Below are 18,767 nucleotides of genomic sequence, written 5' to 3' on the forward strand. Positions count from 1 at the left end.
GTGAGGATGGATCCCCGCATCTCGAAGCAGCGCACGGCGCTGGTGATGGACCAACCGTTTTTCGGCGTGCTGGCGCTTCGCCTGGAGGTGGTCGAGGATGCGACATGCAAGACGTTCTGGGTGGATGGGGAATCGCTGGGGTACAACCCGGCATACCTCGCTACCCTCAACGATCATGAGTGTCGTGGCGTTCTCGCGCATGAGATCCTACATGTGGCGGGCGGGCACTGTTTCCGGCAGGGCCCGCGCGACGCTGAGCGCTGGAACGACGCGTGCGATTACGCGATCAACCCCATTGTCAGGCAGGCTGGCATGGCATTGCCGCCAGGTTGCCTCGACGGTCCGCGCTTTCACGGCAAATCGGCAGAGGAGATTTACGCGGTCCTCACGCAGGAGGCGAGGCAGAAGGAACAGGAGAAGTCTGGCGGCAAACCGGGGGCGAACGCGCCTGGTGGGCAACAGGCACCCGCGAACGGCGCGAACACACCGTCAGCGGCTCCCGATCAATCTTCCGCACCGTCCTGCGGCGAGGTCCGCCCTTACCCGAAGGCCAGCGACAAGGCGGTAAAGGAAGCCGAATGGCAGGTGGCCACGCTTCAGGCTGCGAAAGCAGCCCAGATGCGCGGCAAACTGCCCGGAGGGCTCACTACGGTCGTAGATGAAGCGGGTGAGGCGGCGGTGGACTGGCGACCGCTCCTGATGCGCTTTTTCCAGCATCCGACTACGGACGATTGCAGCTTTGCCATGCCGAATCGCCGTTATCTGCATCTCGGCTTCTACCTGCCAGCGCGCTACTCCCGCTCGTTGGGCACGATCGTCGTTGTCCGGGATTCCAGTGGTTCGGTCTTCGATGAGACGCAGAAGCAGTTCGCGGCGGAAATCCGGCAGATTGCGGAAGAGCTGCGTCCGAAACGTCTGATCGTGATGGACTGCGATACCCTGGTCACCCAAATCCAGATATTCGAGGAGGGCGACCCGATCGAGATAAAGCCGGTCAAGGGCGGCGGAGGTTCCGTGTTCATCGACCCGTTCAGGGTCCTTGAGGAGATGGGCATCACGCCTGACGCGCTCGCGTATCTGTCGGACATGCTCGGGCGCTTTCCAGACTTCGACGTGACGTACCCGGTTTTCTGGGCATCCACGACCCCGTTGCGCCGCGCGCCGAAGCCCCCCTTCGGCGAAGTGGTTTATGTCGATGCCTGACCGAGGTCTGGTCGAGGCTGTCCCCTGCAACCCGCCCGGCTTTTGAGTCGGGCTTTTTTTTGTCCGCAGCACAACGAAATCAGCCATCAGCTACGCGATTCGTGTTCGGCCAGGCCGATCAAAAGCTTCACAAAAAGTGGAGCTTTCTGCAAAGAGGCCGACAGGCGCCTGTCACCTCCGAATCGACGAACCAGCGCGCGATGGGCTCCTCGAAGGCCAGCGAAGACGTCACGACAAAGCTGCCGAATATAGCGGCCCTTTCGCTCCATCGCGGCGACGGCGCGCCGGAAAAATACCAGCATGTCCGAAGCTGCCGATACCCCCCTCCTGCGTTTTAACCGCCTCGAAAAGAGCGCGGTCGAACTGTTCTTCGCATCGCTGCGTCCGCTACAGGAATATTTTGCAGCGCCCGACGTTGCCGAGGTGATGGTCAACCATCCGAGCGATATCTGGATCGAACGCCGTGGCGTGCTCAGTCGCCTTGATCTCGAAATCCATCCGGCGATGGTGAACGGCGCGATTCACGCGCTCGCATCGTCCGTCGAAAAGTCGGCGAGAGCAGGGACCGGCCAGGGCATTCTGAACGCCGGCCACGGCAATCTGCGTATCGCTGCCGTCATGCGACCGACCGCGATCAACGGCGACGCGTTCGCGATCCGCAAGCATCGCGACCAGAACCTGTCGCTTGGCGATTACGTGCGAGCGGGCGCGTTTTCGCGCGCGCGGGCGCGCGACGACCACGAGCACGACTTTTTCCCGCCCGGCGCTGAGAACGAAGCGTTGCAGCAGGCGCTGCGCGAAATCGTGCTCGCGCGCAAGAACATCCTCGTCGCGGGCGGGACATCTTCGGGCAAGACGACGCTGCTCAATGCGATCGGCGCAGAAATTCCCGACACAGATCGGGTCATCACGATCGAGGACACGGCGGAGCTGAAGCTCACCGTGCCGAACCTGCTGCGACTGCTCTCGAACACCGACACTGGCGTGAGCACGCAGATGCTGGTCGCGCTCTGCCTGCGCTTTCGTCCGGACCGGATCGTCGTCGGCGAAGTGCGTGCAGGCGAAGCGTACGACCTCATCCAGGCACTGAGCACTGGCCACGACGGCGGCATGGCGTCGGTCCACTCAAGCGACGCCCGCGGGGGCCTGCGGCGGCTCGAAAGTCTCGCGATGCTCGGCGTGCCGTCCGGCACGCGCTGGGACATATCCGACCTGCGGGAAAACATCGCCAGTTGCTTTCACTACGTCGTGCACATGAAGCGCACCGGCGAGCTGCGCCACGTCTCCGAAATTCTCGAAATCCGCGGTGCCGACAACGGCGACTACATCCTCAAACGCGTTTTCTAATCCACAGGAGTGGACCAATCCATGATGAAGCAACTGCTGTCTAACCTCAAACGTGCCGCCCGCCAAACCCGGGCAGCGGGCGCGTGGCTGTTCGGCCGACGCGAACTGCGCACGACACTCATCGCTGCGGCGCTGAGCGCGATTGCGCCCCTCGCGTCGGCAACTGACCTGTCAGATCTGTCGTCCGCCACGGACGTCATCTGTCTTATCTCCGGCTGGATCAGCGGCCCGTGGCTCTTTGGTATTGGCCTCGTCCTCCTGATTTTCGGCTTCATCGCCATCGCGTCGTCCGAAGGCACGATCGCCAAGATCCTCTCGGGCTGCGTGCTGGGCATCGGTCTCGCCGCCTGTGCGCTGCCGATCCTGAAAAACCACTTCAAGATCAGTTATGTCTGCACGTAAGCGCATCAAGGTCAGCCGCGCGCTCTCGCTGCCCCGGCAGATTGGCGGCGCTGATCGCGTTCTCGCGCTCGGCAACGGTCTGATCACGGTGCTGCTCTGTTATTCGTGCGGCTTCGACCTCGTCATGATCCCGGCCTTCGTTGGTCTGGGCATTGGCGTGCACATCTTCCTGCGCTGGATGAGTGCGCGGGACCCGTGGTGGCGCGTCGTGCTGATCATCTACAACCGCTACCCGGACGTGCACGAGGCGTCGCCGATGCACAAGACCTCGGCGCGCTTTCGTCGCCCCTACGGATTCGATCAGGATCTTCCATGCTGAAAGCCGCAAAGCGCGGGTCGCTCAAGCGCAGCCCCGTTCACGAGATCGCGCCGTGGGCGACCATGGTGACGCCCCAGCTTGTGCTCGACAAGGACGGCTCGCTGCTGACGTCGTTCACGTTTGAGGGTATCGACGCCGATACGCCGAACGTGGGCGATATCGCCGCTGCGCGAAACAATCTCGATCACGCCTGCAAGAACTTCGACCATCGTGTTACCGCGTGGTGGCGACGCTCGAAGCGGCGCGTCAGGAGCACGATCGAGGGCGGTTTCGCGTCGCCGATGGACGCGCGCATCGACGAGATCAACCAGAAAGCGGCGACGAGCGGTCAGTACTTCCTCAATACCCATTCGGTGTCGCTTGCCTTCACGCCCGAGAGCGGCATCAACAAGTTCTTCGAGAAGGTCGGCTATCACCTCAAGGTGGGCGGCAAGTCGCTGCCGCTGGCGATCTTCGAGTCGATCCGGGATCAGCTGCTCACGCGCAACGCGTTCGCGTTCGACATCGACCAGCTCACCGCCGATATCAAACGGTTCGAGGGCGTGCTCGACGCGTGGCGCGGCGGGGTGGGGCGGCTCAAGATGAAGCGCCTCGAATTGCAGAATGCGCTCGCGTACCTGCATCAGACGGCGAACCCGTCGGTGCCGCCGCGGCGCGTCCGTTATCCGGTGACGATGCTCGACACGCATCTCACCGAATCACACGTGACCTATGGCGCGGAGCATCTGCTTTTCGAGTCCGCGCACGGCAAGCGGTTCGCAAAGATCATCGCAGTCAAGGAGTGGCTCGGGTTTCAGGAAGCGGCGCTCGACGTGCTGGGCGACGTCGACGCGGAACTCGACATCTGCGTGATGTTCCGCTTCCTCAATACGAGCCGCGCCGAGGCGTTCATCAAGGCGATGCGCAAGTTCTACAAGGTCGCTGCGATTAATCCCTGGGCGATGATCAAGCAGTACATCACGAAGGAGCAGGAAAAGAACGACAAGGGGCGCGAGACGCTCGCCACCGAGGCGGAGGATGCACTCTCGCGGCTGACCGCCGACGGCCAGCAGTTTGGCTTCGCGAACATCTCGATCATCGTCTACGGCGAGACCGTCGACGAATGCGATCAGGCAACGGCTGACGTGGTCGGGCGGATCAGCAACGCCGGCTTTGGCGTGGTGCTCGAGGAGCGCAATCTCGGCGCGGCGTGGGCATCGACCTTGCCCGGCCGATGGGATCAGCAAAAGCGTCTCCAGTTCGTCGAGACCGCCGCGGTGTCGGACGTTGCGCCGCTGCGTGGTGTGCATGAAGGCCCAGAGGTCAACGAATGGCTGACCCAGCAGTTCGGCCGCAAGACCGGGCCGGTTACGCTGCTGCCGACGCGGCACCGCACACTCCAGCGCGTCGTGCTGCACCATCCGAGCGGCCGCGCGCACCTGCTGGTGGTCGGTCCGAACGGCGCGGGCAAGACCATCATCCTGAACTATCTGCTGTCGCAGATGGCGCGGCACGACGCACGCCGCATCCGCTTCGATAAAGAGCGCTCCACGCGCATTCCCACTGTGCTCTCCGGCGGGCACTTCATCGACGTGACCGGCCGCTATCAGGCAGCAACGAGCGTGAATCCGCTCTCGTTGCTGTTCGACCGCCGTCACTACGAATACGTGTCCACGTGGGTGCAGATGGCGATCGAGGACGAGGATTTCAGGTGCACGCCGCAGCAGGAGCGCGAGATCTTCGAGAAGGTGATGATGCTCGGCGAGGGTTACGAGCCCGAATTCTGGACGCTCTCGTACCTGACGGCCACGCTGTCGGCGGAACTGCGCGACCGGCTCCGCATCTGGACGGCCGGAGAAAAGAACGGGCAGTACTTCGACCACAGGGACGACGCGTTTTCGCTTTCCGAGAACCTGTCTATCGAGTGTGGCGACCTCTTCCAGAACAATCCGGAGGCCGCGATCCTCTTCATGGACTACGCGTTCTACCGCATCTCGCAGTGGCTCGACGGAAAGCGCTTCACGGTGATCGAAGTCGAAGAGTGCGGCTTCTTCTTCATGTATCCGCGCTTCTACGCCCGCCTCGAATTGTGGGCAGTGACGATCCGGCGTCTGAACGCCATGCTCGCGCTCGCCACGCAGTCGCTCAAGCAGCTTGAGCGCGTGCCGAACTTCGAGATCCTGAAAGAGCAGTTGCAGAACATCGTCTATCTGGCCAATCCGGACGCACGCAGCAACCGGAGTCTGTACTCGGACATTTTTGGCCTTTCGGACGGCCAGATCGACCAGATCGCTGATGCGGTGCCCAACCGCGACTACCTGTGGGTGACGCCCACGACCTCGCGCATGCTGCAAACCAGCTTCGACAAGGAGACCCTCGCCGCAATGCGCGCCGACGGGCGTGCCCAGAACATCCTCGACAAGCACTTCACGTCGGGCGCCGAGCACTGGCGCGAAACTATATGCAGGAAATGCTCACTCTCGAATGACAGGTGAAACCGTGAAAAAGCTCAATCTCCGCGCCGCGGTTGCAGCGGCAATGCTCCTCGCCATGTCCTCGGCTGCACAGGCCCAATGGGTCGTCTTCGATCCGACGAACTTCGCGCAGAACTTCATCACGGCGGCCAAGGCCGTGAAGGGCGAGATTTATCAGGACACCAACATCGCCTACCAGTACCAGATGATGGCGAACCAGCTCCTCCAGGCGACAAACCTGAATCCGACGGCGATGAAGGCACAGTACGACCAGATCAGCGGGGACCTCACGAGTATCAACAAATACGTGACAAACCTGACCGATCTGTACGGCAATCTCCAGCAAGGTAGCCAGTACATCTCGCACGTTCAGAACCTGATCTCGTCGTCGGGCAAATCGCCGTCCCAGTGGCTGTCGGACATGAACGAGCTCTACAAGCAGGGCGACGCCACGGCGACCAAGCTGTTCCAGATGGGCAACGATGTGTCGTCGCACACGCAGACGCTCGCGCAGCGGCGCGCCGAACTCCAGTCGCAACTGTCGCTCAGTCCGACGCAGGAGGCGACGGCCCAACTGACCACACATTACCTCGACATTGTGTCGAGCCAGATGTCGGACCTGCTCAACATGACCGCCGCGAAGACGCAAGGCGAGGCGCAACAGGAGGCATCCGACAATCAGGCGGCCAAAGATCGTGCGGCGGCGGCTGCAGAATTTACGGCGCGACAGGACGCGGAGCGCGCGCATCTCGGCTCGCTCCAGGCGCAATGAGGTTCGACACGATGCTACCGATCCTGCTCAGGGCGCTCAGCGCGATGCTTGTGGCCGCTGTCTGCGTCGCCAGTCCCCTCGCGCTGGCGGACGATACAACCGCCGTCGCGGCCGGCACCACAATCAGTCCCGCATCGAGTGGTAACAATACGTTCGGCGTAACGGTACAGGCAGGCGAGGTCGCCAAAGGCGCGAACGACGCGTTGACCAAGATACAAAGTTTCTTCTCCGCGATCATTCCCGCCGCCGTCACCGTCAGCCAGAGCGTCAAGAGCGAGGCCGACAAGTTCGCGGGCGGCCTGGGTCTGATCACGATGATCCTCGCGTTCGTGCGGTTCGCGGCGACCCGCGACCCAATCCAGGCGTGGACTGACCTGTTCGAAGAGCTGGCGATACTGGGGATCTTCGCGTCGCTGTATATCGGCTATCAGACCTTCGCGCCCGGTTTTTTCGGGTGGTTCCAGAAGCTGGCCGATCTTATCCAGACTGGGGCTGGCCAGGGGGTATTCGCCTCAATGGCGGCGGCGAGCGGCTCAGCATATGAGGCAGTAGTGACCGCCTTCAAGGGAGCGAATCCCCTTAACTTCATCGCGATCACCATCTCGATGATACCGATGCTGGTCGCGTACATCATCCTGCTGATTACGTGTCTGGTGTTCGCCTACATGAATAACGTAGGTCTGATCCAGGCCGCTGTCGGGATCGTGATGGGGCAGATCGCTTTCGCACTCGGCTTTTCAAGTTTCACGCGGGGGTTTTTCAAGGCGTGGCTTGATTACATGATTCACGCCGGGATGTATTGCGTGATTTCCGCGATCCTCTCGAAGCTCGTATTTGCGTCACTTGGCTCTGCGATCAGCGTGGCGGCGGCCAATGGCCTTGTAACGTCGGAAGGCGCAACGTATTGCCTCGATCTCGCGTTCTTCGTTTTCCTTCTCTCATTCGAGATCCCGAAAATGGCGGCCATGTTCGGTGGTGGCGCGAATGCTTCAGGCGGAATGTTCAAACAGGCGGCCCAGACGGCCGCGAAGGCCGCGGCGTTTCTATGAGCATGACCACTTCACACAAGCCTGGCGCGAGCGACGAACTGATGCGTCTGCACGATCGTCGCGTCGCGCTCATCCGGCAGGCGGCAAACGAGGCGAGAGACGCCGACTACCAGGCGCGGTGGGGGGATGTTCTCGCGCGCTGCGCCGACTGGTTCTCGAGCCTGCCGTACTCCCCGATGCTCTACCGCGAACCGGGCGGTGCGTTCCGGTGCACGGTCGAGACTGCGTTCTACGCAATGCGCCTCGCCGGCGGCCAGAAGTTTGGCACCAACCTCCCGTCGGAACAGCGACGTCGAATCGAGCCGCAATACAACCACGCGGTGTTCCTGGCCGCAGTCTGCTCCGGGCTTGACGAGCCGTATCGCCATTTCACGGTGGTGCGCGAGAGCGACCGGACGGAATGGAATCCAGCCGGTCACGGCGCGCTCGGTCCGTGGCTCGCTGGAAGTGCATATGCGTTGCACCGTCGCGCGCAAGCGCTGCCGGTTGAGCGCATGCGTACCGCACTTCTTGCGCAGAACCTGATTGGCCACTCGCTGCTTGCGGGATATGAAGCGTCTGTACTCGCGGAGCTATTCGGGGCGATCAACCCCATCGACAGGCCGCACGCTAACGAATCGCTGGTGCACAAGGTACTCCGGCAGGCTGTGGCGGTCGCAGCGGACTTCGACCGCAAGGCGCAGCAGGGCGTGTATGAACCGGTCCAATACCCGGTGCCGGCCGCCATCCACGTCGCCGCGGCTGTGCAGCCCGCTGTCACCCCTGCTCCTTCGCCCGCATCTACGCCAGCGGCAGCGGGAGCAGCGGGAGCAGCGGCGAGCGGCACGGCAGCCATACCACCGGCTGGCGCCCCGCCAACCGACGCTCAGGCCGCGCCGACCGTCACCGTGCCCACCGCGCCGTCTTCGACGGCCTCGGCTCCGAATGCAACGGCGGCTGCCACGCCTGTGGCCCCGACTCAGTCTCCCGCCCCCGCGTCGCCCGGTCCCACTGGGGCGACCAACGCAGACAGCTCGCCAAAACACGCTGTCTCGACGAAGCCCGACCAGCAGATGGGCCTTCCGTTCGCTGGCGAGACGCCCGCACCGGTTGCGGTCGATCCTTCAGCGATGCGCGCGCCCGCGGCTCGCGCCGATGCGAGCGCGCAGCCGCCCAACTTCGATCAGGTTCTCGACGGGATGCCGAACATGATCCGCGAATTCTTCCGCGCGCTGCGCGAGGACGTGGCGGCGGGAACTGCAAAGGTCGCGTGGACCGACAAGGGTCTCGCCATCCCGAAGCGCCTGGTCGGCAGCTTCGGTGTGGCGAGCGACACCCTCGTAGAACACCTGCGCCGCCGCGGTCTGCTGGTTTCTAACGTGCAGGCAGAGGTCGTGCTGGCAGTGCGGGCGGGCGAACTCATCCTGGAGCGCGAAGCATGAACGGCGCCACAAGCTACATCGACCATTTCCGGCCGATCTACGAATTTCGTGCCTGGGTCTTCTGGCTGGTTGCATTGCTGGCCCTGCCATTCTCCGGCATGCCGTACTGGTGGGCGTTCGAACTGCTCGCGCTCGCGGCGGTGCTGATCCGTGGGCGACAGATCTGGAAGGCGCTGCGCTTTCGTCTGGCCATCTCGACGAAGTGGCTTACGACGCTGGACGTGCCGCGTCTGCTGACCATCCAGAAGCGCATGAGGAGCGAAGTCGATTCGATGTACCTGGGTCTCGGCTTCGAGTGGACACAGAAGCATTGCCAGATCGCGCACGACATTCTTCGCATGCCGACCACGGATATTCCGGGCTTGCCGAAATGGCTCGGGAAAACGAAGCGTGGGCGGCAGATCGAGGCAGCGATCGAAAGAGTGTTCGCACCCGCCGACAGCGTGCGGGACCTCATGCCGCAAGGCGCATCGTGGATTCACGGCATGGAGCCGAAAAAGGGCTATGTGCCGCTGCACTACAAGGCGCTCGGCGGCCACACGCTGGTCGGCGGCACGACAGGCGCGGGCAAAACCCGAACCTACGAGGTCATCTCCACGCAGGTCATCCACCTGGGCGACGTGCTGATCATCGTCAACCCGAAACGCGATGAAGACTGGAAGCGCCGTGTAGAGCGCGAATGCAAGCGCGCGAACCGCAAATTTCTCTACTTCAACCAGGCGAAGCCGTCCGAATCCATCCGCCTGAATCCGCTCGAAAGCTGGTCCCAGCCGTCCGAAATCCCCAGCCGCATCGCGCAGTTGATGGAGGAGGGCCAGTTTCGCCAGTTTGCGTTTCTGTTCATCGACCGCTCGGTCAAAGGCGAACTCTACGTCGGCGACAAGCCCAATCTGCGTTCCATCCTCAAGTACGCGCAGTCCGGGGTGACGCATCTGCTGGAGCGCGCGCTGGAGCGGTTTTTCCGCGAAGCGAAACTCGACAACTGGGAAGAGCTGATTGCGACAACGAGGGTACAGATAACCAGGGGCCCCGCTGCGCTGAAGGTCGACGCGATGGTGATGATCTACAACGAGCGCTTCGCGAAGCACGATCGTGGACACGAGGCCATCGACGGGTTGATCGCGACGCATACGCATGATCGCGAGCACTATATGAAGATCATCGCGTCCGCGTTGCCGTTGCTCCAGATGCTCGCGACCGGCGAAACGGGCCTCCTGCTCGCTCCGAAGGTCGACGACTTCGAGGATGAGCGCGAGATCTGGGATATCGACAAGGTCATCCGACAGAAAGCGGTCCTCTACATGGAGCTGGACTCGCTGTCGAACAACATCGTGCAGCAGGCGATCGCCTCGCTCGCGCTCGCTGACGTGGCGGCGGTGTGTGGCGCGATCTACAACTTCTACACCACGCGGCCCGAGATCGTCCTGATCATCGACGAAATCGCGGAGGCGATCAACGAGCAGGTGATCCAGATTCTCAACAAGGGGCGCGGCGCAGGCTTCAAGGCGTTCGTGGCATTCCAGACGCGCGCGGACCTTGAGGCCCGCCTCGGAAATGCCGCGAAGATGCTGCAGGTTTTGGGCAATCTGAACAACCAGATCGTCCTAAGATTGGAAGACAGCGACACGGCCCAATGGTTCTCCGACAAGGTCGGGGAGACCGCGATCCGCAATGTGCAGATATCCGGTTCCACGAGCCGTGGCAGTGAAGGCCACATCGGCGAATTCAATGGCGGTGTCACGCGCTCGCTTCAACTGGAAAAGGTGCCGCTCATACCGACGGTCCTGATCCAGAAGTTGCCCAATCTGCAGTACTTCTTGCGCATTTCCGGCGGCTCAGTGCATCAGGGACGTATTCCAATTCTCCAAGGCTAAAACTAGACAACGCATGAACTCCACCGTGTTCAAGAAAATCATCCGCGAGAACCGTCTTTCCTCGCGTCTCGTGCCCGTTTTCACGATCGCACCCGAGCTTGAGCTCGCGTGTTCGCGTCTGGCCGATTTCATCGGCGAGCGGTTTATCGGCGAGTGCGAGCCCCTCGTTCGCGAGATGCTCGAGGACGGACTCGCTTCGTACAAGCGCGTGCGCAAAACGGGGGAGCCGCACGTTGCCTTCATGCACGGGCTTTTCCAGCGCGCGCATCTGCTGTATGCGCGCCGCTACGTCGCGCGCGAAGGCGAGCGCGAGCACGTCTGGTCGCCGATGTTCGAAGCGGTGACGGAATTCGAAGCGCGCTTCGCCGCAGGCGTCACCGAGATGGTGAACGAAGCCTGCCCGGAGCGGATCACGCAGAAGACAGCGGCCTTCCAGCTGGCGGCACGCGCGCTTAACGGCGAAACCTTCCGTCTTTATTTCGAGGACTACGATGTCGCTCACGACTACGCTGATCGCGAAGCTGTCGGGGATTGACGAGGCGTACGCCGCGCGCGTGCTGCTGTCCGTGCGCGCGCAGGACGATCTGCAGGCGCCGCCGCCCGCAGAGTTCCGCCGCGGCCGCCCGGCCCGCGCCTGGGCGCTTGCTGTCGTGATGTCACGAAACCCTGTGCGGTTCTGGGTCGGCATGAGCGGACTCATCGCCTTTCCGGTCTATCTCCTGTGCGAAATCGGAGCGTGGCTCCATGGCTAGCAGCAGTCGGTTCGTGCGCCACGTGAAGTGGTGGTTCTTTGTGCTGCCATTGATCGCCGCGGTGGTGTTGCCTGCGATCCCCAACCGGCAGCTCTTCGAAGTCACCGACGTGGAGTCGCAGTCGGTCGCGCGCACCCTCGGTGATGATCGCGCGGCGGCAGCCGTCGACACAACGAACGCATTGTTCCGGGCCCTCTTTGTTGATTCTGGCGCGGTGCAGGCGACGCTTGATGCGGGTGGCGAAGACGATTTCGATGCTGACGGCATGCACGCTTTCGCGCAGAACTGGGCAAAGCAGTTCTGGATGCTTGTGTATCGCGCGGTCTACCGGTCCGTCGTCATGAAAACCTGGCTGCTCGGAATCAGCTTGCTGTGCCTTGCGGCCACGGTGGACGGGACGATGCGGCGCAAGATTCGGGCGGCCGCCGCGGGCTTCGCAAGCCCGCTGAAGTTCCACCTTGCGATTCACGCCCTGCTGATGACCACAGGCAGTGCATTCGTCGTGTTGCTGCTCCCGGTGCCGCTGGTCGCCAACTGCTGGACGGCACCGGCGGTCGCGCTGCCGCTGCTCCTGTGGATAGCAAACTCGTCGACCTGAACCCGGACTTCGCCGCTCGTTGAACCAGAAAGCTCACAGTTTCCTGTGGGCTTTCTGCGTTTTGGCCGACAGGCGCCTGCAGCCTGCGGGGTTATGGTGCGGAATTGTGGTGCGGGGCTGTGAGCGGCGGCCCGTGCGGATAGATCCGAAAAGCCGCGTCATTTGCACGTGTTTCGCCTCTCCGGTGATCGCCTCGATCGCAACAATATGAGGATGCCGCGCGCTGGTGCGCGTGCAATTTCCCAGGATCGACGACATGAGCACCATCAACGAAGAACTGACGAAGATCGACGGCGCCGCGGCCGGCACCGACGAGAACGCAACGCCGGGCGCGCTGACGGCCGCCGCAGCCGCTACCAACGATCCGGCGGACTCACGCCCGGTCACCGACGGGGCAGACGACCACGAGCTCGAAGACGAACTCCAGCGCATGGAGAACGACGCCGCGACGCTCCAGCGTGAGGGCATGATCAGTCAGAGCGAGGCGGACGAGAAGCGCGAACAGGTCGCGCGCACGCGCAAGCTCTTTCGCGATCTGCCGCCGTCGGAACGCGCCGCGATCATCCGCCGGCGCCGCGAGATCGGGCGCCAGTTGCTCGACCGTCAGCTTTCGGGCGCAGCAATCGTGCCAGCCGCTGTGCGTCTGAACCACACGCGCCTCAAGCCGCTCTTCGAGCAGTGGTGGCCGTACCTGAACCGCATGAGCATCAACATGCAGCGTTTTGGCCGCTCCACGTTCGGCGAGCAGGATATGGCCACGGTGAATGGCTTCTTCGACAAGCAGCTCGACGCTCTGGAAGCGTACGTCAACGAGCAGTTCGAAGTCGCGGAGGGCTTCCGCGCCCGCACCGAGCGCGAGATGATGGCGCGGGGCGACGTCGTGTTCCAGCCGACGGTCACCAAGCCGTCCCTCACGCTCGAAGTCGAAGCGTATTCGCGCTTCTCCATGCGTCTGCTGTCCGTGATCACCCGCTTCGACAAGGTCATGGACAATTTCGACTTCCTCGTGTGGAACGGCGTTCGCGACCAGAGCGACGTCGATGAAGAAGTGTCGCGTTTCCTGCGCAAGTTCCATCCGGTCGGCGTGCGCGGGTACATGACCCATCTGCGCCTGATGACGGCGGTTCGCGGCCTCTGAGGGAACTGCCATGCTCGACGGCCTGAACCCGCAGCAGCTCGAAGTCGCCCAGGCGCGGCGTCATTGTCTTGCGGTGGCCTGTCCGGGCGCGGGCAAGACAAAAACCATTGCGTCGAAGGCGGCCGCGCTTCTCGTCGAACGCGGCGCGCGCGTGGGCGCGGTGACCTTCAGCAAGGACGCCGCGCTCGAGCTGCGCGAGCGCATTCTCAAACTCGCCGGCGCGGGCGCGAAGCAGCGCCTGATCGCGGGGACGTTCCATTCGCTCGGTTTCCGGCAGATCACGGGGCCGGGCAAACGTCGTGATATCGCATCGGACGGCGATCGCATCGGCTTGCTGATCCGCGCGCTTGCGGAAACCGGGTTGAACTGGAAAGTCGAGGAGGCGGTGCCAGTGATTGAGCAGATCAAGACCGGCATTACACATCCGATCGACGGCTCGCCCGAGGCGATCCTCTACGCCGCGTACGAGGACGCGCTCGCGCGCAACGACAAAATCGACTTCCAGGACATGCTTCGCCTGTCGATCTCGGGCATGGAGTCGGGCGACATCGAGCCCTACGCGTTCACCCATCTGCTCGTTGACGAGTTTCAGGACACGGACCCGCTGCAATACCGCTGGGTGGAACTGCATGCGGCGGCCGGCGCGTGCGTGACCGTGGTGGGCGACGACGACCAGAGCATCTACGGCTTTCGGGCCGCGATGGGCTATCGCGGGATGGAGGGCTTCGCGAGGAAGTTCGACGCGCAGCGCGTGGTGCTCGGCAGCAACTACCGTTGCCGCTCCGAGATCCTGGCCGCGGCCGACCGGCTCATCCAGCACAACACCGACCGTATCGCGAAGGTACTGCATGCGGAGAAGGGCGCGGGCGGCACGATCGTGGCGCGCCGTTTCGACGACGAATACGACGACGCGGCCGCCGCAGTCGAAGCGCTGGCGCCGCGTCTGCGCAATGGCCAGACCTGCGCGATCCTCGCGCGCACCAACCGCGTGCTGGACGCGATTGAGTCAGTGTGCCGCTCATATGGGGTGAAGTATTACCGCGCCTCCGGCCGCTCCGTGCTGGACCAGCCCGAAGGCGCGCTGATGTGCAATCTCCTGCAGATCGTGCAGCGCGTGAAGCTCAACGGCCTCGACGCCGTGCTGGGCTACGCAGGCATGAGCACGCGCGACCTCACCGCGCTGCACAACGCAATGGGCGCGACGCTGGTTCAACGGCAGAAGAAAGATCTGGTTGCCGTGGGGCTGAGTGAAGATACGGCGACGGCCTATCGCAATTTCATGAAGCGCCTGGCCGAATGGCAGTCTCTATGCGAGCGTGCGTTCTACTCGCTGGCGCTCGAGGGCGTGCGCGAATGGATGATGACTTACGTGCGCAAGGAAGCGGCTGAGCGCGCTGTGCAGGCGACCTACGACGTGATCTCTCGCCTGAACGGGACGTTCAGCGAGCGAATCGAGTTCCTGAAGCGGGCGAACAACGAGCCCGCCGAAGACGCGCTGGTGCTCACGACGATGCACAGTTCAAAGGGTCTCGAATGGGACCACGTGTGGATCACACGTTCCGAAGAGAACATCGTGCCCGATACGAAAAGCCCAGAGTCGGAGGAGCGGCGTCTGTTTTACGTCGCAATGACGCGCGCGCGGGAGACCCTCACGGTCACGTCGATCCGCAAGAACCCGCCTACGCGGTTCATTCACGAATCCCAGATTCCAGAGGTGTGATTGCGCGCCCAATTTACAGCGGAGTTTTCATGAGCATATGGCGCTATGACGCTCAGACGGGCCACCTAACCTCCCATTGCGGACCGGCACTCTCGATGAGCCTTGGCTTGCTCGCGGCCACCGCTGTCTCGCGTTTCAGCGTAGTGGCGGGTGTTCTTGTTGGCGTCCTCGCTATCGTCGGACCGCTGGTCCACGCCCATTTGCAGTTTCGGAAGGCAAGCGGTCGGGCCGCACAGGAAGAGAGCGGAGAGACACGATGAGTGTAGAAAAGACAGGGCAAATGCCTGATTGGTTTGCGAGCTGGTTCTCATCGAAGTTTGGCAAACCCGTGCCCGACGCCTTCGCGCAATATCTCGCGGAGCATCCAAACGGGCTCTGGTCGAATGCCGGAACGCTGTGGAAGGCCGATGCGATCATCGACGCGACCGAGGAGCGCGACCTGCATGAGAAGGGCGTGTGTCTCATTGGCGAGACCGCATTCGAGGCTATATTTCTGCTGCGCGCCCGCGACGGCCGGGTATTTGCGTCGGACAAGTTTGACGCGTCCATCGTCGACGCCTGGTTCAGCGATATCGACTCCTGCATCAGCCTGCTGGACTTCGAGGACATGCCCACCGCACCCGGTTGAGTTCGGCGCACGTTCCGCCCACCCCCGTCGATCCAACAACAAAAAGGCCGCATTCTCGAAGAGATGCGGCCTTTGCCTTTGCGGTTACCGGCTGTTGCTATTACTCAGCAACGAGCTTCAGCATGAGCGTGTAATGCGGATCGCCCAACCGCACGGTGGTCGATTCGCCAGCATTCAGATGCACAGCAACATCGTGCACGTCGAGGCCAGTCGTGTTGACCACCTCGCTCACGCAATCCGCTGGTCCCGTCTTCGTGACGCCGGACAGGCTCGTGTCGGCCGCCGAGACGACCAGATCAAACGATCCGCCAACGGAATTCTTCGTATCGACCAGCAGGCGGCGTCCGACGAACTTCTGGTGCGAGTCCAGTTTGATGCCATTGGCAAGCTTCGTGCACACACCGTAGCCAATGCTCTGGCCCGACTCGAAGAGCAACGGCGAGACCGCGCCGAGGCTATCGCGAATGATGGAGGTCGAAGTTGCCAACGGCGTTCCGTCATGCGCGAGGCCGACCGTGAGAACGTAGTCAGGCGAACCCGTAGCGGCCTGGGCTGCACCGGAGAGGGTCAGGGCGGCGGCGATGGTTGCGAGGTGCTTTTTCATGCTGGTTGTTTCTCCACTTTTGGGTATTTGATGAGCTCTGTTACGCAGCCGCATTTGCAGTGCGCTGAATAGACTGCACGTTGGGTGCTTCGGACACTTCCGTCACACCATTCTCGATGACCAGTTCGCGCGACACGCGCTTGAGCTGCCCTTCAAGCGAGGCGGCGGGACCCAGTCGGATCGTGCCGCAATAGTAAATATTGCCCTTCACGCGGCCATTGATCTCCAGCGATCCCCGTGCGCGGATATCGCCTTCGACCGTACCGTCGACGCGCACGTGCTCGCCGTCGACCATGCCTTTCACCAGGCCGCCCAAACCGATGTGCAGGAGACCCTCGTTTGCGATCAGGTTGCCGCCCACGATGCCAAACAGGCTCAACCCGTGATCGAGGATGAGATCGCCCTCAATCGTGGCCCCGGGCGCGAGCAGTGAGACGTTGAGCTGGTTCTTCATGACAGATGGCCTCAAAAAAGTTGAACGTCGCCGCCGCGCGCCGCCGGTTTCGCTTCGGCAGGTTTCGCGTCCGCGTTCGCGGGCGGTGCTTCATGAGTCGGCGCGAGGCGACGACGCGGTGCGTGCCGGGAGGCGTGCGCTGCGGCTGTCATAGGCGCAGACGCTTCGGGCTGCGACGTCGCCTGGTTCACGGTGACCGCCGTCTGGGTCGGCGGTTGAGGCTTCGCCGGCTGTTGCTCCTCGCGCACGGCTGCCGGAGCGGGCTGATCCGAAGGCGCATGCGGGTCCGGCACGTCCGCCTGCTGTACGCGTGCCTGCCTGATGGGCGAGGCTGCGGCGCGCTGCGCGTAGTTGTCCGGAGCAGCAGGGGCAGCGATCTGGCTCGTTGCCGCCGCGGGCGGTGATTGCCGCATCAAGGCGGCCGGATCGACAGACGTTAGTGCGCCGGAGCGGCCCGCTGACTGGTCGAAATCGCTGGCGGTGAGCGCAGAGGCAGATCCGTTGGTGCTGGCGGCCGAATACGACGCGGGGGAGGTTGCGGTCGCTGCCACCGTCGTCTGTGTCTGCGCGGCAGCGCCCGTCGGGTGGCCGATCGAGCCATAGAGCTTCGCTGCGCCCATGCCGATCGCCGCGCAGATGAAAGTGCCGCCCACCGTCATGAGCGCGCCGCGCCCAACGCTCGCACGCGCTTTCCACATGCGGCGTAGCGAAGACGTGCTTACGGCGGGATCGTGCGCGAGCAGCAGCGGGGCGGGGCGCGCGCGCACCTGTGCCTCCAGGTCGATGACGACAGGCTCGCGCGCGTACCGTGCGTGCAGCGCCTGTATTTCTCGAAGGTCAATCTCCATGCGGTCCTCCATAAAGGGTGTACGGACGAGCGTATCCGGCCAGCGAGGAAGTCAAGCTGGATCGGCAAATGCGTGGGCGCGATCAGGATTCGCGGCGGTTGCCGTCGGCGTCGTACTGGTCGTTGTCGGGGATGCACACCTGAACGATGTGCTTGAGCTTCTTTTCGGCATTCGCGATCATTGCCGAGCATCGCTCGTCGCCGAGCTTCTGCTCGTTGCGGGTTTCGATCGCCCGTTTGAAAAGACGCTCGTACTGTGACAGGCACCGCACGAGCTGACCCGTAAGCGGTCGCTTCACTTCAAGCTCAATCGTCTCGCATGGCCACGGCAGGTTGCGCGCGCGGTGCTGCTCCACCCACGCGAGCGCCTTGGTGAACCAGTCGGACGTCTCGCGCAGCGTCTTGTCGAGTGCGCGCAGCTTGCCACCGCGCGCGACCGAGATCTTCGTCGCACAGAAGTTAAAGTCCGAGCGCACGAATGTGCGCGTGAAAAGCGAGCTGTATTGCAGCGCGGTGAGCTGCTGCGAATCGGGGATGATCTTCGCGTAGCGCGTGTCGCTCGTCAGGCGCTCGATGGGCTTGAGCCCGGTGCCTGATGGGACGGGGGTGAGCGTGGCGGGGGCGCTTGGCGTCCCGCTGGTTGCCGCGTCGCCGGTCGGTTCGTCCGGGAGCGGCCCCGCTTCAAGTACGGCTGCCATGGTGTTTTTCGGGTGTGGTCTCTCTCGACTGCCATTGTCTGTCCGATTCCTCAGACCAGATCGGGCAAAAGCTGCACGATATAGGCCACCATTTCCGGGGTACTGGCGCGCAAATTGCCTGATACTGACTTCATTGCTCGCGTCTCCTGACGCATCGACCTCGACTCCGTAGCCCGGAGTCCATCTTCTGTCTCAAGCCGTGCCCTTGCGGCATGCTCCGACCAGCTGGCCCTGGTGTGGAATCTCTCTTGTGCTGAGCGCTTCGCCATCCGCTCCCCTTCCGTCAGTCGTAATACTCGTCGCCGGCCGCATTCATTTGCGCCGCGACATCGTTCGAGCCCGGACTTTCGGGTGTTCTCTCTCCAGACCCCGTCTGGGCGGAACGATCGAAGTGGACTGACCCGTGATCCTGCGGCGAAAACTCAACGTTTTCGGAAAAGGGCTGTCTGCGCGACGTGATCATGTCGCGCCGGGAACGACTTTGCGTT

The 18,767-nt window shown here is 62.9% G+C and carries 19 protein-coding genes; 15 read left to right on the forward strand and 4 right to left on the reverse strand.

Annotation, left to right across the window (positions count from 1 at the left end; genetic code table 11):
• The first annotated feature begins 6 nt into the window (after positions 1-6).
• The 15 genes from BMY06_RS31700 to BMY06_RS31770 all read left to right on the forward strand — a co-directional run bounded on the left by BMY06_RS31700 (position 7) and on the right by BMY06_RS31770 (position 15,676).
• Entirely contained in the window at positions 7-1,203 is a 1,197-nt protein-coding gene (locus BMY06_RS31700) for a vWA domain-containing protein (protein ID WP_074987114.1), read from the forward strand.
• Positions 1,204-1,503: 300 nt separating this feature from the next.
• Positions 1,504-2,550 carry a TadA family conjugal transfer-associated ATPase gene (locus BMY06_RS31705; RefSeq protein ID WP_074987055.1) on the forward strand — a complete coding sequence of 349 codons (1,047 nt, stop codon included), beginning with the start codon at positions 1,504-1,506 and terminating at the stop codon, positions 2,548-2,550.
• Positions 2,551-2,571: 21 nt separating this feature from the next.
• On the forward strand, positions 2,572-2,952 hold the full coding sequence (locus tag BMY06_RS31710) for a conjugal transfer protein TrbC (RefSeq protein WP_244144422.1): 381 nt from the start codon (positions 2,572-2,574) through the stop codon (positions 2,950-2,952).
• Positions 2,939-3,271 carry a VirB3 family type IV secretion system protein gene (locus tag BMY06_RS31715; protein ID WP_074987056.1) on the forward strand — a complete coding sequence of 111 codons (333 nt, stop codon included), beginning with the start codon at positions 2,939-2,941 and terminating at the stop codon, positions 3,269-3,271. The genes BMY06_RS31710 and BMY06_RS31715 overlap by 14 nt, the downstream gene beginning before the upstream one ends.
• Positions 3,265-5,745, forward strand: a complete 2,481-nt coding sequence (locus BMY06_RS31720) for a VirB4 family type IV secretion system protein (RefSeq protein WP_074987057.1) — start codon at positions 3,265-3,267, stop codon at positions 5,743-5,745. Before BMY06_RS31715 ends, BMY06_RS31720 begins: the two co-directional genes overlap by 7 nt.
• A gap of 43 nt (positions 5,746-5,788) precedes the next feature.
• The gene (locus BMY06_RS31725) at positions 5,789-6,496 is read left to right on the forward strand and encodes a DUF4141 domain-containing protein (RefSeq protein WP_260696525.1); all 708 of its coding nucleotides are present in this window, start codon (positions 5,789-5,791) and stop codon (positions 6,494-6,496) included.
• An 11-nt stretch (positions 6,497-6,507) separates the two neighbouring features.
• Positions 6,508-7,545, forward strand: a complete 1,038-nt coding sequence (locus tag BMY06_RS31730; protein ID WP_161495524.1) for a type IV secretion system protein — start codon at positions 6,508-6,510, stop codon at positions 7,543-7,545.
• On the forward strand, positions 7,542-8,966 hold the full coding sequence (locus BMY06_RS31735; RefSeq protein ID WP_080180113.1) for a TraI domain-containing protein: 1,425 nt from the start codon (positions 7,542-7,544) through the stop codon (positions 8,964-8,966). The genes BMY06_RS31730 and BMY06_RS31735 overlap by 4 nt, the downstream gene beginning before the upstream one ends.
• Positions 8,963-10,840, forward strand: coding sequence for a conjugative transfer system coupling protein TraD (traD, locus tag BMY06_RS31740; protein WP_074987059.1), 1,878 nt, complete (start codon positions 8,963-8,965; stop codon positions 10,838-10,840). Before BMY06_RS31735 ends, traD begins: the two co-directional genes overlap by 4 nt.
• A gap of 13 nt (positions 10,841-10,853) precedes the next feature.
• Complete coding sequence (locus tag BMY06_RS31745) at positions 10,854-11,375, forward strand: hypothetical protein (RefSeq protein ID WP_074987060.1); 522 nt, start codon at positions 10,854-10,856, stop codon at positions 11,373-11,375.
• Positions 11,332-11,592 carry a hypothetical protein gene (locus tag BMY06_RS31750; RefSeq protein ID WP_074987061.1) on the forward strand — a complete coding sequence of 87 codons (261 nt, stop codon included), beginning with the start codon at positions 11,332-11,334 and terminating at the stop codon, positions 11,590-11,592. The genes BMY06_RS31745 and BMY06_RS31750 overlap by 44 nt, the downstream gene beginning before the upstream one ends.
• Positions 11,585-12,190 (forward strand): IncC plasmid conjugative DNA transfer DtrJ family protein, encoded by a 606-nt coding sequence (locus BMY06_RS31755; RefSeq protein ID WP_074987062.1) that lies wholly within the window; start codon positions 11,585-11,587, stop codon positions 12,188-12,190. Before BMY06_RS31750 ends, BMY06_RS31755 begins: the two co-directional genes overlap by 8 nt.
• Positions 12,191-12,446: 256 nt before the next feature.
• Positions 12,447-13,328 (forward strand): ATPase, encoded by an 882-nt coding sequence (locus BMY06_RS31760; protein ID WP_074987063.1) that lies wholly within the window; start codon positions 12,447-12,449, stop codon positions 13,326-13,328.
• Positions 13,329-13,338: 10 nt separating this feature from the next.
• On the forward strand, positions 13,339-15,048 hold the full coding sequence (locus BMY06_RS31765; RefSeq protein WP_074987064.1) for an ATP-dependent helicase: 1,710 nt from the start codon (positions 13,339-13,341) through the stop codon (positions 15,046-15,048).
• A 256-nt stretch (positions 15,049-15,304) separates the two neighbouring features.
• Positions 15,305-15,676, forward strand: coding sequence for a hypothetical protein (locus BMY06_RS31770; RefSeq protein ID WP_124263229.1), 372 nt, complete (start codon positions 15,305-15,307; stop codon positions 15,674-15,676).
• 100 nt (positions 15,677-15,776) lie between these two features.
• Here the strand turns inward: BMY06_RS31770 and BMY06_RS31775 are convergent, their stop codons facing one another.
• The 4 genes from BMY06_RS31775 to BMY06_RS31790 form a co-directional block, all read right to left on the reverse strand.
• A complete protein-coding gene (locus tag BMY06_RS31775) occupies positions 15,777-16,280 on the reverse strand; it encodes a hypothetical protein (protein ID WP_074987066.1) in 504 nt (167 codons plus the stop codon).
• 40 nt (positions 16,281-16,320) lie between these two features.
• Entirely contained in the window at positions 16,321-16,734 is a 414-nt protein-coding gene (locus tag BMY06_RS31780) for a bactofilin family protein (protein WP_074987067.1), read from the reverse strand.
• An 11-nt stretch (positions 16,735-16,745) separates the two neighbouring features.
• Positions 16,746-17,582 (reverse strand): hypothetical protein, encoded by an 837-nt coding sequence (locus tag BMY06_RS31785; RefSeq protein WP_074987068.1) that lies wholly within the window; start codon positions 17,580-17,582, stop codon positions 16,746-16,748.
• An 82-nt stretch (positions 17,583-17,664) separates the two neighbouring features.
• Positions 17,665-18,279 (reverse strand): DUF1845 domain-containing protein, encoded by a 615-nt coding sequence (locus tag BMY06_RS31790; protein ID WP_074987069.1) that lies wholly within the window; start codon positions 18,277-18,279, stop codon positions 17,665-17,667.
• Positions 18,280-18,767: the final 488 nt, after the last annotated feature.

Origin of the sequence: Paraburkholderia tropica, assembly GCF_900109265.1 — a bacterium.
GTDB lineage: Bacteria > Pseudomonadota > Gammaproteobacteria > Burkholderiales > Burkholderiaceae > Paraburkholderia > Paraburkholderia tropica.

What these genes read in the sequence shown, in the direction of transcription:
- BMY06_RS31745 (WP_074987060.1), top strand. Translation starts at nt 10,854, where the DNA reads ATGAACTCCACCGTGTTCAAGAAAATCATCCGCGAGAACCGTCTTTCC.
- BMY06_RS31765 (WP_074987064.1), top strand. Translation starts at nt 13,339, where the DNA reads ATGCTCGACGGCCTGAACCCGCAGCAGCTCGAAGTCGCCCAGGCGCGG.
- BMY06_RS31760 (WP_074987063.1), top strand. Translation starts at nt 12,447, where the DNA reads ATGAGCACCATCAACGAAGAACTGACGAAGATCGACGGCGCCGCGGCC.
- BMY06_RS31730 (WP_161495524.1), top strand. Translation starts at nt 6,508, where the DNA reads ATGCTACCGATCCTGCTCAGGGCGCTCAGCGCGATGCTTGTGGCCGCT.
- traD (WP_074987059.1), top strand. Translation starts at nt 8,963, where the DNA reads ATGAACGGCGCCACAAGCTACATCGACCATTTCCGGCCGATCTACGAA.
- BMY06_RS31790 (WP_074987069.1), bottom strand. Translation starts at nt 18,279, where the DNA reads ATGGCAGCCGTACTTGAAGCGGGGCCGCTCCCGGACGAACCGACCGGC.
- BMY06_RS31725 (WP_260696525.1), top strand. Translation starts at nt 5,789, where the DNA reads ATGCTCCTCGCCATGTCCTCGGCTGCACAGGCCCAATGGGTCGTCTTC.
- BMY06_RS31715 (WP_074987056.1), top strand. Translation starts at nt 2,939, where the DNA reads ATGTCTGCACGTAAGCGCATCAAGGTCAGCCGCGCGCTCTCGCTGCCC.
- BMY06_RS31735 (WP_080180113.1), top strand. Translation starts at nt 7,542, where the DNA reads ATGAGCATGACCACTTCACACAAGCCTGGCGCGAGCGACGAACTGATG.
- BMY06_RS31780 (WP_074987067.1), bottom strand. Translation starts at nt 16,734, where the DNA reads ATGAAGAACCAGCTCAACGTCTCACTGCTCGCGCCCGGGGCCACGATT.
- BMY06_RS31720 (WP_074987057.1), top strand. Translation starts at nt 3,265, where the DNA reads ATGCTGAAAGCCGCAAAGCGCGGGTCGCTCAAGCGCAGCCCCGTTCAC.
- BMY06_RS31710 (WP_244144422.1), top strand. Translation starts at nt 2,572, where the DNA reads ATGATGAAGCAACTGCTGTCTAACCTCAAACGTGCCGCCCGCCAAACC.
- BMY06_RS31700 (WP_074987114.1), top strand. Translation starts at nt 7, where the DNA reads ATGGATCCCCGCATCTCGAAGCAGCGCACGGCGCTGGTGATGGACCAA.
- BMY06_RS31750 (WP_074987061.1), top strand. Translation starts at nt 11,332, where the DNA reads ATGTCGCTCACGACTACGCTGATCGCGAAGCTGTCGGGGATTGACGAG.
- BMY06_RS31785 (WP_074987068.1), bottom strand. Translation starts at nt 17,582, where the DNA reads ATGGAGATTGACCTTCGAGAAATACAGGCGCTGCACGCACGGTACGCG.
- BMY06_RS31755 (WP_074987062.1), top strand. Translation starts at nt 11,585, where the DNA reads ATGGCTAGCAGCAGTCGGTTCGTGCGCCACGTGAAGTGGTGGTTCTTT.
- BMY06_RS31775 (WP_074987066.1), bottom strand. Translation starts at nt 16,280, where the DNA reads ATGAAAAAGCACCTCGCAACCATCGCCGCCGCCCTGACCCTCTCCGGT.
- BMY06_RS31770 (WP_124263229.1), top strand. Translation starts at nt 15,305, where the DNA reads ATGAGTGTAGAAAAGACAGGGCAAATGCCTGATTGGTTTGCGAGCTGG.
- BMY06_RS31705 (WP_074987055.1), top strand. Translation starts at nt 1,504, where the DNA reads ATGTCCGAAGCTGCCGATACCCCCCTCCTGCGTTTTAACCGCCTCGAA.